Annotated in this window: 10 protein-coding genes; 6 read left to right on the top strand and 4 right to left on the bottom strand. The window is 65.2% G+C overall.

The window, feature by feature from the left end; genetic code table 11:
• Nucleotides 1-14 precede the first annotated feature (14 nt).
• From N2604_RS12460 to N2604_RS12445, 4 genes are all read left to right on the top strand, one after another.
• Nucleotides 15-1,088, top strand: a complete 1,074-nt coding sequence (locus N2604_RS12460) for a hypothetical protein (protein WP_260374935.1) — start codon at nucleotides 15-17, stop codon at nucleotides 1,086-1,088.
• Between the two features lie 67 nt (nucleotides 1,089-1,155).
• Nucleotides 1,156-2,151, top strand: coding sequence for an NAD-dependent epimerase/dehydratase family protein (locus tag N2604_RS12455; protein WP_260374934.1), 996 nt, complete (start codon nucleotides 1,156-1,158; stop codon nucleotides 2,149-2,151).
• Between the two features lie 398 nt (nucleotides 2,152-2,549).
• On the top strand, nucleotides 2,550-3,767 hold the full coding sequence (locus N2604_RS12450; RefSeq protein WP_260374933.1) for an efflux RND transporter periplasmic adaptor subunit: 1,218 nt from the start codon (nucleotides 2,550-2,552) through the stop codon (nucleotides 3,765-3,767).
• Between the two features lie 12 nt (nucleotides 3,768-3,779).
• On the top strand, nucleotides 3,780-6,932 hold the full coding sequence (locus N2604_RS12445; protein WP_260374932.1) for an efflux RND transporter permease subunit: 3,153 nt from the start codon (nucleotides 3,780-3,782) through the stop codon (nucleotides 6,930-6,932).
• 248 nt (nucleotides 6,933-7,180) lie between these two features.
• Here the strand turns inward: N2604_RS12445 and N2604_RS12440 are convergent, their stop codons facing one another.
• A complete protein-coding gene (locus tag N2604_RS12440) occupies nucleotides 7,181-8,353 on the bottom strand; it encodes an MFS transporter (protein ID WP_260374931.1) in 1,173 nt (390 codons plus the stop codon).
• A 61-nt stretch (nucleotides 8,354-8,414) separates the two neighbouring features.
• Between N2604_RS12440 and N2604_RS12435 the strand changes: the two genes are divergently transcribed.
• Together N2604_RS12435 and N2604_RS12430 are read left to right on the top strand one after the other, a co-directional pair.
• Nucleotides 8,415-9,308, top strand: a complete 894-nt coding sequence (locus N2604_RS12435) for a helix-turn-helix transcriptional regulator (RefSeq protein WP_260374930.1) — start codon at nucleotides 8,415-8,417, stop codon at nucleotides 9,306-9,308.
• A 197-nt stretch (nucleotides 9,309-9,505) separates the two neighbouring features.
• A complete protein-coding gene (locus N2604_RS12430; RefSeq protein ID WP_260374929.1) occupies nucleotides 9,506-10,858 on the top strand; it encodes a malonyl-CoA decarboxylase in 1,353 nt (450 codons plus the stop codon).
• Between the two features lie 128 nt (nucleotides 10,859-10,986).
• On the opposite strand, the gene tarD is transcribed toward N2604_RS12430, so the two are convergent.
• The 3 genes from tarD to N2604_RS12415 all read right to left on the bottom strand — a co-directional run bounded on the left by tarD (nucleotide 10,987) and on the right by N2604_RS12415 (nucleotide 13,121).
• Complete coding sequence (gene tarD, locus N2604_RS12425) at nucleotides 10,987-12,156, bottom strand: D(-)-tartrate dehydratase (RefSeq protein ID WP_260374928.1); 1,170 nt, start codon at nucleotides 12,154-12,156, stop codon at nucleotides 10,987-10,989.
• Nucleotides 12,157-12,390: 234 nt separating this feature from the next.
• Nucleotides 12,391-12,633: a DUF3297 family protein gene (locus tag N2604_RS12420; RefSeq protein WP_035730878.1), complete on the bottom strand. Its 243-nt coding sequence runs from the start codon at nucleotides 12,631-12,633 to the stop codon at nucleotides 12,391-12,393.
• An 11-nt stretch (nucleotides 12,634-12,644) separates the two neighbouring features.
• On the bottom strand, nucleotides 12,645-13,121 hold the full coding sequence (locus N2604_RS12415) for a glutathione peroxidase (protein ID WP_260374927.1): 477 nt from the start codon (nucleotides 13,119-13,121) through the stop codon (nucleotides 12,645-12,647).

Below are 13,121 nucleotides of genomic sequence, written 5' to 3'. Positions count from 1 at the left end.
CCATAGGATCGGCCATGGGATCGAGACGACTTGCCGCCGCGGCCCTTGCGGCTGTTGCCTTCTGCGTCGCGGCGCCCGCCGTAGCGCAGAAGGCGGCGCCGACGCCACAGCAGTCGGAGGCGCTCGCGGCTTACGAGCGCGCGCTCGGCGACTTCAAATCCATCCTCGCCGAGCGGCGACGCCAGATCGAGGCGAAGGAGCCGCTGCCGAACCTGCCGGGACAGGCGCTCTATCTCGCGCGCGTCGCTGTGATCAGTGCTTACAAGGACCTCACCGACGCCATGCCGTCGCAGATCGGCCGGCCCAACAAGTTCGAGATTCCTCCGGCCTATTTCGATGCCGAGATCGAGCCACTCGTCGACGAATACGGCAGGCTGTTCGACCTCATGGAGGCGCCGCCTGCCAGCGCGCAGAACTCGCCGACGCCGTTCAGGGACGTCGTCGATCTCGCCGTTGCGATTGCGCGCGCCAAGGGGCTCGCCGGCGAACATGCCGAAGCTGCCGGGCGGATCAGCCTCGGGCTGTTCTTTGCGGAGACCAACGGCAAGCAGAACGTCCGCAATGCACGCTCGAACACCTATATGGGCAGCTTCCAGACCGGCCCCTCCGAAGACCGCAACGGCCGGCGGAAATGGGAGGCCATCAAGGGCGACATCGCCGCGATCGATCCGCACCTGAGCGCGCGCGACGACAAGGAAGAGGCCCGCGCCCGCGGCACCGACCACCGCTTCAACCACTGGACCAATGTGCGCGACGGCCTGATGAACGCGCACGCCGATCTGTTTCGTGAGATCCCGGGAATCGTGAAGACGCTGCCCGACCCGATCGACCAGATGAAGCTGTTCGAGCTGATCCAGATCGTTCCCACCCCGACGCGGTCCGCGCTGAAATCGGGCGATCTCCTGAACTACCGGGTGTCCAGCCCCACGATCATGAAGCACCTCCGCAACAACAGTATCTTTGCGTTCGGACGGGCTGACCGGGCGAAAACCTCGGCAAGCTACCGCGAGATCCTCGCCGCAATGTGGCTGTTCAACCGGAAGTTCGAGCGCGCGATGGCGAAATACGCGGAGATCAGGGCGCGCTGAGGAAGCGGGTTGCAACTGCCAGTACAGGTTGTAGTCTCGCGATCTCATCGGCGATACGGACCGTTTCATGCGCATTCTCGTTCTCGGCGGCAGCCAGTTTCTCGGCCGGGCGATTGCGAGCCATGCTCGCGCTGGCGGTCATGACGTGACCTGCGCTGCCCGCGGACTTGCGGGGCCGATTGCCGCCGGCGCCCGCTTCGTGCGGATCGACCGCGACGTAGCCGACGGACTTGCGCCGCTCGCCGGCGAGACATTCGACGCCGTGGTCGATGTCTCGCGTCATCCCGGCCAGGTCCGGCGCGCGGTCGCCGCGCTGAAGCGGCCGGGCGTGCATTGGACCTTCGTTTCGACGATCAGCGTCTATGCTGACAACCGCATCCCGGGGCAACGCGCCGACACGGCGCCGCTGCGCGAGCCTGTTGCGGCGGAGATCGAGCACAGCACCGAGGCGATCTACGGCGCCGCCAAGGTCGCCTGCGAACAGGCGGTCGGTGATGATGCCTTCATCTGCCGCGCCGGACTGATCGCAGGGCCCGAGGACCCGACCGGACGGTTCGCCTACTGGCCGGCGCGGCTTGCGCGCGGCGGCGAGGTGCTGGCGCCGGGATCGCCGGAGGATGCGGTCCAGTTCATCGACGTGCGCGATCTCGCGCAATGGATCGTGCATGCGGCAGAGACCGGTCTCACCGGCATCTATGACGGGATCGGGCCGATCCGCACGCGCGGCGAATTCCTGAGCGAATGCGCATCCGCGCTGAACGCGTCCTGCAGCTTCACCTGGGTCGATCGCGCCTTTCTGGAAGCGCATGACGTCAGGCGCTGGGCAGGCCCGCGGTCCCTGCCGATGTGGCTGCCCTTGCCGGACTACGCCGGCTTCCTAACGCGCGACACCTCGCCCGCACGCACGGCCGGCCTGACCTCGCGACCGCCGGGAGACAGCGCGCGCGATACGCTTGATTGGCTCAACGCCAACAACGGGCCGGTCGTCGGTCTCACCGCCGAAGACGAGACCAATGTGCTCGCGGCGTGGCATGCGCACCGGCCGGTTGCAACCGGAATGTAGCTTTGTAGTCCCCAACGCAGTCCGACGACCATGCGGTCGTGGACCAGGGCCATCGCATATCGCTTGTGGCGGCGGCCTGCGCGCACGCCTCGTCCTTCGAGACGGCGCTTACGCGCCTCCTCAGGATGAGGCTCATCAGCGTCAGTGCCCTTTGAAATTGCAGCCCCGCACTCCGTCCTCATCCTGAGGAGCCCGCCTCAAGCGGGCGTCTCGAAGGATGGCCGCAGGAAAAAGCTCTCATCGTGCGCCCGTGAAAAGCGCCTTGTCATGACAAATTCGTCAAAAGCCACACGGCCGTTTGCAGTGCAAGGCCCGCGACTGCCATGGCTATGGTGTTTCACGGCTGCGCATTTGTTGGTAGCCTGCCGCACCGACAGACAGCAATCGGGGACCACCGAATGACGCGCGCCAATCCCGCATCTCCCGCACCATGCAATGAAGTGTGGAGACATGCCGGGCAAGCCTTGTCACGATCCTTGGCACGATCCTTGGCGGCGGCAACCGCCGTAATCATGCTCGCCGGCTGCGAGGACAAGAACACGTTCGTGGCGCCGCCGCCGCCCAAGGTGGACGTCGCGACGCCGGTGCAGCGCCCCGTGACGCGCTACATCGAGGCCACCGGCAACACCGCGCCGATCAAGAGCGTCGATCTGGTCGCGCGCGTGCAGGGCTTTCTGCAAACGATCGATTATCAGGACGGCAGCTTCGTCAAGCAGGGCACCCAGCTGTTCACGATCGAGCCGGAGACCTACAGGCTCAAGCTCGAGCAGGCGCAGGCGGCCGAAGCCGGCGCGCAGGCCTCGCTGCGGCAGGCCGAAGCCGATTACAAGCGGCAGGCCGAGCTGGTGCAGCGCCAGGCGGTCTCACAGTCGACCCTCGATACCTCGACCTCGAACCGCGACAACGCCCAGGCCAATCTGCTGCAGGCGCAGGCCAACACCAAGCTCGCCGAGGTCAATTACGGCTACACCAAGGTCACAGCGCCGTTCGACGGCATCGTCAGCGCGCACATGGTCTCGATCGGCGAGCTCGTTGGCGTCTCCTCGCCGACCCAGCTCGCAACCATCGTCGCGATGGACCCGATCTATGTGAACTTCACCGTCAACGAGCAGGACGTGCTGCGGATCCGCGCCGAGGCGACCCGCCGCGGACTGACGCCCACGGACATGAAGCAATTCCCGATTCAAGTGGGGCTGCAGACCGAGACCGGCTATCCGCACGAGGGCAAGCTCGACTACGTCTCGCCGACCCTCAATCAGTCGACCGGCACGCTCGCGGTGCGCGGCCTCGTTCCCAACGACAAGCGGGTCCTGCTGCCCGGCTATTTCGTCCGCGTCCGCGTGCCCTTCGACCAGGAGAAGAGCGCCCTGCTCGTTCCCGACACCGCGCTCGGCAGCGACCAGGGCGGCCGTTATCTGCTGGTGGTCAACAGCGACAATGTCGTCGAGCAGCGCAAGGTGCAGATCGGCCCGGTCGACAACGGGCTGCGCGTGATCGAGAGCGGCCTGAAGCCGGAGGACCGCGTCGTGACCGCGGGTCTCTTGCGCGTCATCCCGGGCCAGAAGATCGACCCGCAGGTGACGAAGATCGAGCAGACGCAGGCCTCGAGCAAGTAGGGGCTGCCAGCCATGATCTCAAAGTTCTTCATCGAGCGGCCGGTCCTCTCCAACGTCATCGCGCTCCTGATGATCCTGATCGGCGGCGTCGCGCTGTTCAACCTCGCCGTCGCCCAATACCCCGACGTGGTGCCGCCGACCGTGCAGGTCACAACGCGCTATCCCGGCGCCAGCGCCAAGACCGTGATCGACACCGTGGCGCTGCCGATCGAGCAGCAGGTCAACGGCGTCGAGGACATGCTGTACATGCAGTCCTACAGCGGCTCCGACGGCACCTATACGCTGACCGTGACCTTCAAGATCGGCACCGACCTCAACTTCGCGCAGGTGCTGGTGCAGAACCGCGTCTCCAGTGCATTGTCGCAATTGCCGCAAGCCGTGCAGAACCAGGGCGTCACCGTGCAGAAGCGGTCGACCTCGATCCTGTTGTTCGTGACGCTGACCTCGCCGGATGCGAAATACGACAGCCTTTACTTGAGCAACTACGCCACCATCAACATCCGCGACGAGCTCTCGCGCCTGCCCGGCGTCGGCAACGTCACCGTGTTCGGTGCCGGCCAATATTCGATGCGGATCTGGCTCGATCCCAACAAGCTGCAGGTGCGAGGTCTGGTGCCGCAGGACGTGATCCAGGCGATCCAGCAGCAGAGCCAGCAGGTCTCCGCCGGCCAGGTCGGTGCACCGCCGACGCCGCCGGGACAGGCGTTCCAGTACACGCTGAACGTCAACGGACGCCTCGACGATTCCGGCCAGTTCGAGAACATCATCGTCAAGACGGGCACGAGCGGCGACGTCACCCGCGTGCGCGACGTCGGCTGGGTCGAGCTCGGCGCGCAGACCTACAGCCAGATCTTCTCGCTCAACAAGCAGCCCGCCACCGGCATCGGCGTGTTCCAGTCGCCCGGCGCCAACGCGCTCCAGGTCGAGCAGGCCGTCGAGAAGAAGATGGCGGAGCTCGCCAAGCGCTTCCCCGAAGGCATCAAGTACGACACCCCGTTCGACACCACCAAGTTCGTGGAAGCCTCGGTGCACGAGGTCTACATGACCTTGATCGAGGCCGGCCTGCTGGTGCTGGTCGTGATCCTCGTTTTCCTGCAGGACTGGCGCGCAATGCTGGTGCCGGCGACGACGGTGCCCGTCACCATCATCGGCGCCTTCGCCGCGATGGCGGCGCTCGGCTTCACCATCAACATGTCGACGCTGTTTGCGATCGTGCTCGCGATCGGCATCGTGGTCGACGACGCCATCGTGGTGGTCGAAGGCGCCGCCCACAACATCGAGCAGGGCATGAATGGCCACGACGCCGCGATCAAGGCAATGGACCAGCTGTTCGCGCCGATCGTCGGGATCACGCTGGTGCTGATCTCGGTGTTTTTGCCGGCCTCGTTCCTCGCCGGATTGACGGGGCGCATCTATTCGCAATTCGCGCTGGTGATCGCCGCGACCGCGCTGCTCTCCGCCATCAACGCAGCGACCTTGAAGCCGACGCAATGCGCGCTGTGGCTGCGGCCGGCGGTGCCGCCGGAGCAACGCAATTTCTTCTATCGGGGTTTCAATGCGGTCTACGACCCCGTCGAGCGCGGCTACACCAGGCTGATCACATTTCTGGTGAAGCACGCCACCATCTCGGTCGCGTTCGCCCTGCTGGTCATCGCAGCCAGCGGCTACGGCCTGTCGCGGGTGCCGACCGGCTTCCTGCCGATCGAGGACCAGGGCTATCTGATCGCCGCCGTGCAGCTGCCCGACGGCGCCGCACTGGAGCGGACGCAGGCCGTGCTCGACAAGGCGAGCGGGCTGATCAAGGACACGCCAGGCGTGGCGCAGGTCATCACCATCGCCGGCATCTCCGCGCTCGACAACAGCGCCAGCCTCGCCAATGCCGGCGTCGCCTACATCATCCTGAAGGATTGGGACGCCCGTAAAGGACCCGGCGAGGATCTGCGCTCGCTGGTCTATGGCCTCAACGACAAGCTCGCGATCATCATGGAAGCCCGTACCATCGTGTTGCCGCCGCCGCCGATCCAGGGCATCGGCAATGCCGCCGGCTTTTCGATGCAGGTCGAGCTGCGCGACGGCAACAGCGATTTCGCCAAGCTGCAGGCCATCACCGGGGCGATGGTCTCGAACGGCCAGAGCCAGAGCGCGCTGCAGCGCGTGCAGTCCTCGTTCCGCTCCTCGGTGCCGCAATTCAACGTCGAGATCGACCGGATCAAGACCCAGACGCTGCACGTGACGACGGATCAGGTGTTCTCGGCGCTGTCGACCTATCTCGGCTCGTCCTACGTCAACCAGTTCAACAAGTTCGGCCGCGTGTTCCAGGTCTACACCCAGGCCGATCCCGCCTTCCGCGTCACCGAGCGCGACATCGCCAACATGCAGGTGCGCAACTCGAACGGCGACATGATCCCGATCGGCACCGTCGCCAAGATCACGCCGGCCACCGGCCCGTCGCTGATCAGCCTCTATAACCTCTATCCGTCCTCGACCGTGATCGGCCTGCCGGCGCAGGGCTATTCGTCCGGCCAGTCGCTGAAGCTGATGGAGGAGATCGCGGACAAGACGCTGCCGCCCGGCACCGGCTATGAATGGACCGCGATGTCCTATCAGGAGAAGGCGGTCTCGAACCAGATCTACTGGGTGTTCGGGCTCGCCATGCTGCTGGTCTATCTCGTGCTCGCCGGCCAGTATGAGAGCTGGTACGCGCCGATCTCGGTGATCCTCGCCGTGCCGCTGTCGCTGCTCGGGCCGATGCTGATCCTCTCCGCCCTCAAGATCGACAACAACCTGTATTGCCAGATCGGCCTGATCCTCTTGATCGCGCTGTCGGCCAAGAACGCGATCCTGATCGTCGAGGTCGGGCTCGAGCTGCACGGCCGCGACGGCAAGCCGATCCTGGAGTCCGCGATCGAAGCGGCGCGCGCCCGCTTCCGGCCGATCCTGATGACGTCGTTCGCCTTCATCCTCGGCGTCGTCCCGCTGGTGCTCGCCACCGGCGCCGGCGCCAGCGCCCGCAAGTCGATCGGCATCACGGTATTCTCCGGCATGCTGGCCTCGACCTGCCTCGCGGTGCTGTTCGTGCCGGCCTTCTTCGTGGTGGTGCAGCGCTTCGAGAACTGGCGGGCGGGCAAGAAGGCGGTGAAGGCGGTGGCGGAGGTGAAGACCTAGCTTCCTTTGGTGCGCTCAAAACAAAAAGTGGGAAAACAACCCCATGCACAGTAGGGATGAGGTTGAAAAGGCTTGATAATATTTCGGTCTTGCCGAAACGGCTTGCTCCGTCGGGCAAAACAGGGGCATAATGGCATGATGGGCGGGTCTCAAGCGAAGCCCCGCGGCAGGGGAAATTCGCGGCCTCTGGGTCCCGGATCGGCGCCGCACTTGAGGCGCGCTTGTCCGGGACACGAGAACTCTGCATCTCACGCTCTCTGCGACGCCCGAATCTCGCGCGGCAGGATCAGCGCGGCGGCGATGGCGAGCAGGCAGAGGGCGGCGAAGGCGTGCAGCATGGTGGCGAAGCCGCCCTGCTCGTAGAGCCAGGCGACCAGGCCGACGGAGGCGCCGGCCGCGGTGAAGCCGACGAAATAGCGCACGGCATAGGCGCGCGAGCGCCACTCTTCCGTGGTGTATTTGCCGACCATGGCGTCGTTGACGGTGACCTGCCCGAACGCGCCCATGACGATGCCGATCGAGACCAGGATCAACGGCAAATTGTTGAGACTGGCGGCCAGATACAGGAACGGCGCCAGCATGAAGGAGAGCGGCAGCGCCACCGTCTTCAGCGAATAGCGGTCGAGCAGCCGGCCGATCGTGTACTGCGTCATCGCGCCGAACACGTAGACGCCGGCGGCGATGACCCCGAGCAGCGCCGGGCTTTTGGTCAGGTCCGCAAGCCGCTCGGCGAACAGCTTTGGCAGCGCGACGGTGACGGCGTTGAAGGTCGTGGAGATCGCGATCACCACGATCAGCAGCGCCAGGATCACGCGCCACATGTCCTGCTTGGCCACCCGCGCCTGCGCCGCCGCCTGCTTGCTGCCCTTGCGGTCCTCGTGCACGACGCTCAGCGCGAAGGCGATGCCGATCAGCACCGTGACCACGCCGGGTACGATGAAGGCGAAGCGCCAGCCGAGATATTGGCCGATCACGCCAGTGACCAGGGCCGACGAGGCCACGCCGAGATTGCCCCAGACGCCGTTGATGCCCATCTCGCGGCCGAGCCGGTCGGCGTAGGACACGATCATGGCGGTGCCGACGGGGTGATAGATCGAGGCAAAGATGCCGATCGCGAGCAGCGCGGCGCCGAGCTGCCCGGGCGTCTGCACCAGGCCGACGGAGATCATGGAGAGGCCGATGCCGACGAAGTAGATCAGCATCATATGGCGGCGGCTCCAGCGGTCGCCCAGCCAGCCGGTGAGCAGCGAGCCCGCGCCGAAGGCGACGAAGCCCGGCGTCGCGTAAGGCAACAATTCCGAATAGGCCATGCCGAGCGCCGGGCCCATGATGATCACCGCGGCGGCGAAGATCAGCATCGAATAATGGTCGATGAAATGGCCGGCATTGACGAAAGCGATGACCCGGCTGGGGCTGTTCATTCCCGAATCCTCTCCTGCTCCGAAATGAGTTATACGTCCTCCCCATGACGGGATGCTGCCAATGACTGTCTTGGAAACGCCAATCCTGCGGGAGGTCCGGAGCAACCACCGCTCGCCCGCGGGCGTGCACCTGGTCGCTCGCGACTATCCCAAGGGGATGCGGATCGATCTGCACATGCACCGCGAGGCGCAGCTGATCTACGCGGCGAAGGGCACGATGCAGGTGACGACGCCCGCCGGACGCTGGCTGGTGCCGCCGGACCGCGCGGTCTGGGTGCCGGCCGGGCTCGAGCATGCCATCGACCTGCTCGCCGACATCGAAATGCGCACGCTGTATTTCGACCTGCCCTGGCTGGAACGCGAGCAGCGCTATGACGGCCTGACCCGGGAATTCGTGGTGCGGGTGTCACCGCTGCTCAATCAGGCGATCCTGGCGCTGTTCGACGGGCGCAGCACCGAGGCGCGCACCGAGCTGCTGGTTCGGCTGGTCATGCTGGAACTGCACCAGGCGGAGGATTCCGCGACCTTCGTGCCGCTGCCTCGTGAAGCGCGCTGCCGCCGCGCCGCGATGATTGTGCTCGACGATCCCACCGGCCTGCACGACATCGACACGCTGGCGCGAGAGGTCGGAACCTCGGCGCGCACACTGTCGCGGCTGTTCTCCAGCGAGACGCAGCTGAGCTTCAAGAGCTGGTGCCAACGCGCCAGGATTGCGGCGGCGATCGAGCGGATATCGACGGATGCGAGCGTGTCGGTGAAGCAGCTCGCGAACCAGCTCGGCTATGCCAGCGTGCCGGCGTTCTCGGCCGCGTTCCGCCAGGTGACGGGGCGGACGCCGACGGAGTTTGCGGGGAAGGGGCAGCCCCAATCTCGTCATTGCGAGAAGCGAAGCGACGAAGCAATCCAGAATGCCGCCGCGGAGGGATTCTGGATTGCTTCGCTGCGCTCGCAATGACGGAGAATGTGGCTGCCGCCTCGTTCCCAAATGCCACCCCACGCTCCGCCCCCTTCCCCGCCTCCGCCCCGCATGCCAGCATTCTCCAAACGCACGCCCCAACTAAAGATGCCGCATTCCCCTGCTTGATTGTGATCGGTTTCCACCCAAATCACGTGTAAGCTCCCGCATCGCACAAGCCTGACACGAAAGCCCAGATGGCCAACGCCTTCTTCTCCGACCTGCTCGCCACCATCTCCGAGCGCGGCCGCACGCTGCTTCGCCGCGGGGACGCCTCGGACACCAAACGGGATGCCGATGGACTGCTCGAGCTCTGCGGCGCGCTGCTGTCCGGCCGGGGCGAAGCGTCCGGCACTGCCATGGCGCGCGAGGTGCTCGATCTCTATCAGGAGCTGGATGCGGACGGACGCCGCGCCTTCTTCGAAGGATTGGTGCGCTTTTTCGGTCCCGACCGGGAACGCTTGTCCAAGGCCATCGAGCAATGGCGCACCAAGCCGACCGACGAGGATGCCAGCGCCCTGCATTTCGCCTCCGAGCCGCGGCGTCAGGAGCTGATCCGCCGCCTCAACCGCGCGCCGGGCGGTACCGGCGATCTCGTCAACATGCGCGCCGATTTGCTCGGCATGATGAACGGGCATACCGATCTCGCCGCGCTCGATCGCGACGTCTCGCATCTTCTCTCTTCGTGGTTCAACAGGGGGTTTCTCGTGCTGCGCAGGATCGACTGGTCGACCCCGGCCAACATCCTCGAAAAGATCATCCGTTACGAAGCCGTGCACGAGATCTCCGACTGGGACGATCTGCGCCGCCGCATCGATCCCGTCGACCGCCGCTGCTATGCCTTCTTCCATCCCGCGATGGTGGACGAGCCGCTGATCTTCGTCGAGGTGGCGCTGACCGAGACGATTCCCGGCGCGATCGCACCGCTGCTCGCGGTCGACCGCCAGCACCTTCCCATCGCGAAGGCGCGCACCGCCGTGTTCTATTCGATCTCCAACACCCAGCGCGGCCTTGGCGGCATCTCCTTCGGCAGCTTCCTGATCAAGCAGGTGGTAGAAGAATTGCGCCGCGAGCTGCCGAAGCTCGACAACTTCGTGACGCTGTCGCCGGTGCCGGGCTTCATGGGCTGGGTGAAGCAGGACAAGGACCTGCCGCTGTCGGACGAGGACCGCGAGGTGCTCAAGCGCCTCGATGATCCCAGATGGTTCGAAAGCCCGGAAACGGCGGCGCTGCTCCGCGCCGTGCTGGAGCCGCTCGCGGCGCACTATTTCCTCAAGGCACGCACGCCGAAGGGCAAGCTGATCGATTCCGTCGCCCGCTTCCATCTCGGCAACGGCGCGCGGCTGGAGCGCATCAACTGGCTGGGCGACCTCTCGCCCAAGGGCCTACGCGAGTCCGCCGGAATCATGGTCAACTACCTCTACCGCCTCGACGACATCGAGAAGAACCACGAGGCCTATGCCAATGACGGCGAGGTCGTGGCATCCAGCGCGGTGAAGAAGCTGCTGAAGGGTGAGGGGCGGCGGCTGCTGGATATGAGGTTGTCATAAGGCAAACGCTCGCTCCCGACCGTCATTGCGAGGAGCACTTGCGACAAAGCAATCCAGACTGCCGCCGCGGAAAGACGCTGGATTGCTTCGCTGCGCTCGCAATGACGGAGTGTGTGGCGACAGTCGGGCTACTCCGCCAGCGCCTTCATCTCCTTGTAGAGATCCGACTTGCCTTCGAAGCCGATGCCGGGAAGCTCCGGCATGGTGATGTGGCCGCTTTCCACGCGCACGCCGTCGGGGAAGCCGCCATAGGGCTGGAACAGGTCGGGGTAGCTTTCGTTGCCGCCGAGACCTAAGCCCGCTGCGATGTTGAGCGACATCTGGTGGCCGCCGTGCGGGATGCAGCGGCTGGGGGACCAGCCGTGAGTCTTCAGCACCTCCAGCGTGCGCTGGTATTCGCACAGGCCATAGGACAGCGCGCAGTCGAATTGCAGCCAGTCGCGGTCGGGGCGCATGCCGCCGTAGCGGATCAGGTTGCGGGCGTCCTGGTGGCTGAACAGGTTCTCGCCGGTCGCCATCGGGCCCGGATAGAATTCGGCGAGCGCGGCCTGCAGCGCGTAGTCGAGGGGATCGCCGGCTTCCTCGTACCAGAACAAGGGATAGTCGCGCAGCATCTTGGCGTAGGCGATGGCGGTCTCCAGGTTGAAGCGGCCGTTGGCGTCGACGGCGAGCTGCGCGTCCTTGCCGATCTCCTTCAGCACCGCCTCGATGCGGGTGCGATCCTCGTCAATCGGCGCGCCGCCGATCTTCATCTTCACGACGTTGTAGCCGCGGTCGAGATAACCGCGCATCTCGCCGCGCAGCATCGAGAGATCCTTGCCGGGATAGTAATAGCCGCCGGCGGCGTAGACGAAGACGCGCGGATTGGCGGTGGCGCCGTGGCGCTCGGCGAGCAGGCGGAACAGCGGCTTGCCCGCGATCTTCGCGACCGCGTCCCACACCGCCATGTCGATGGTGCCGACCGCGACCGAGCGCTCGCCGTGGCCGCCGGGCTTCTCGTTGGTCATCATCGCGGCCCAGATCTTGTCGGGGTCGAGATTGTCCCCGGGGCTATCGAGCAGCGACTTCGGATCGGCCTCCAGGATGCGCGCGGCAAAGCGCTCGCGGATCAGGCCGCCCTGTCCGTAGCGGCCGTTGGAGTTGAAGCCGTAGCCGACGACGCGCTTGCCGCCGCGAACCACGTCGGTGACGACGGCGACGAGGCTGGTCGTCATCCTGGTGAAGTCGATATAGGCGTTGCGGATCGGCGAGGAGATCGGCTTGGTGATCTCGCGGACGCCGATGATGCGGACGGACATGGGTTTGGCCTTTAATGGTCGAGAGGAAGTTCGTCAGACTGTCTCCCCGTCATCCTGAGGTGCGAGTGATGGGGCGCTCAGCGCCCCATCGGGAGCCTCGAAGGATGAACGGCCGAGGTGCCGCCGGGGGCCGTCGCCCTTCGAGGCTCGCCGAAGAGGCGAGCACCTCAGGGTGACGGAGATGCATTTGGACGCGCTGTGCCTCCGATCGTCACTGCAATGACGGCTTCGCCGTCATTTCTTATCCCTGAAATACGGCTCCACCGGACCGTGCACCTTGATGGTCAGCGGGTTGCCGTAGCGGTCCTTGGCGTTGCCGGCGGTGACGCGGACCCAGCCTTCGCTGATGCAGTACTCCTCGACATTGGTCTTCTCGATGCCCTTGAAGCGGATGCCGACGTCGCGCGCCAGAATGTCCGCGTTGTAATAGGGGCTGTTCGGGTCGACCGACAGGCGGTCCGGAAATTCGTCGCTCATGATTGTCTCGCTCACAACAATGTTTCGATTTGATTGCGCAAACTTTCGGGCCGGGCGGTCGGCGCGTAGCGCGCGACCACGCGGCCCTCACGGTTCACCAGGAATTTGGTGAAATTCCATTTGATGGCGGCGCCGAGAAGCCCGGATTGCTGACGTTTCAGGTACTCGTACAAGGGATGCGCCTTCGGCCCGTTGACGTCGATCTTCTCGAACAGGGGAAAGGTGACGTCGTAGTTCGAGGAGCAGAATTCCTGGATCTCGCTCGCCTGCCCCGGTTCCTGCGCGCCGAACTGGTTGCAGGGAAAGCCGAGCACCGAGAAACCGCGCGGGGAGAGATCGCGATAGAGATCCTCGAGGCCGCGATATTGCGGCGTGAAGCCGCATTTGCTCGCGGTGTTGACGATCAAGAGCACCTGCCCCTCGAAACGCCGCATCGGCACCTCCTCGCCGGCGAGCGAGTTGGCCTTGAAGTCGTAGATATCAGTCAT

Origin of the sequence: Bradyrhizobium sp. CB1015, from assembly GCF_025200925.1 — a bacterium.
Lineage (GTDB): Bacteria > Pseudomonadota > Alphaproteobacteria > Rhizobiales > Xanthobacteraceae > Bradyrhizobium.
The sequence above is the reverse complement of the archived record's forward strand: the minus strand, read 5'-3'. Positions and strand labels throughout refer to the sequence as shown.

Bases quoted from the DNA above. Each gene is read 5' to 3' on its own strand.
- N2604_RS12460 (WP_260374935.1), top strand. From the start codon at position 15: ATGGGATCGAGACGACTTGCCGCCGCGGCCCTTGCGGCTGTTGCCTTC.
- N2604_RS12455 (WP_260374934.1), top strand. From the start codon at position 1,156: ATGCGCATTCTCGTTCTCGGCGGCAGCCAGTTTCTCGGCCGGGCGATT.
- N2604_RS12450 (WP_260374933.1), top strand. From the start codon at position 2,550: ATGACGCGCGCCAATCCCGCATCTCCCGCACCATGCAATGAAGTGTGG.
- N2604_RS12445 (WP_260374932.1), top strand. From the start codon at position 3,780: ATGATCTCAAAGTTCTTCATCGAGCGGCCGGTCCTCTCCAACGTCATC.
- N2604_RS12440 (WP_260374931.1), bottom strand. From the start codon at position 8,353: ATGAACAGCCCCAGCCGGGTCATCGCTTTCGTCAATGCCGGCCATTTC.
- N2604_RS12435 (WP_260374930.1), top strand. From the start codon at position 8,415: ATGACTGTCTTGGAAACGCCAATCCTGCGGGAGGTCCGGAGCAACCAC.
- N2604_RS12430 (WP_260374929.1), top strand. From the start codon at position 9,506: ATGGCCAACGCCTTCTTCTCCGACCTGCTCGCCACCATCTCCGAGCGC.
- tarD (WP_260374928.1), bottom strand. From the start codon at position 12,156: ATGTCCGTCCGCATCATCGGCGTCCGCGAGATCACCAAGCCGATCTCC.
- N2604_RS12420 (WP_035730878.1), bottom strand. From the start codon at position 12,633: ATGAGCGACGAATTTCCGGACCGCCTGTCGGTCGACCCGAACAGCCCC.
- N2604_RS12415 (WP_260374927.1), bottom strand. From the start codon at position 13,121: ATGACTGATATCTACGACTTCAAGGCCAACTCGCTCGCCGGCGAGGAG.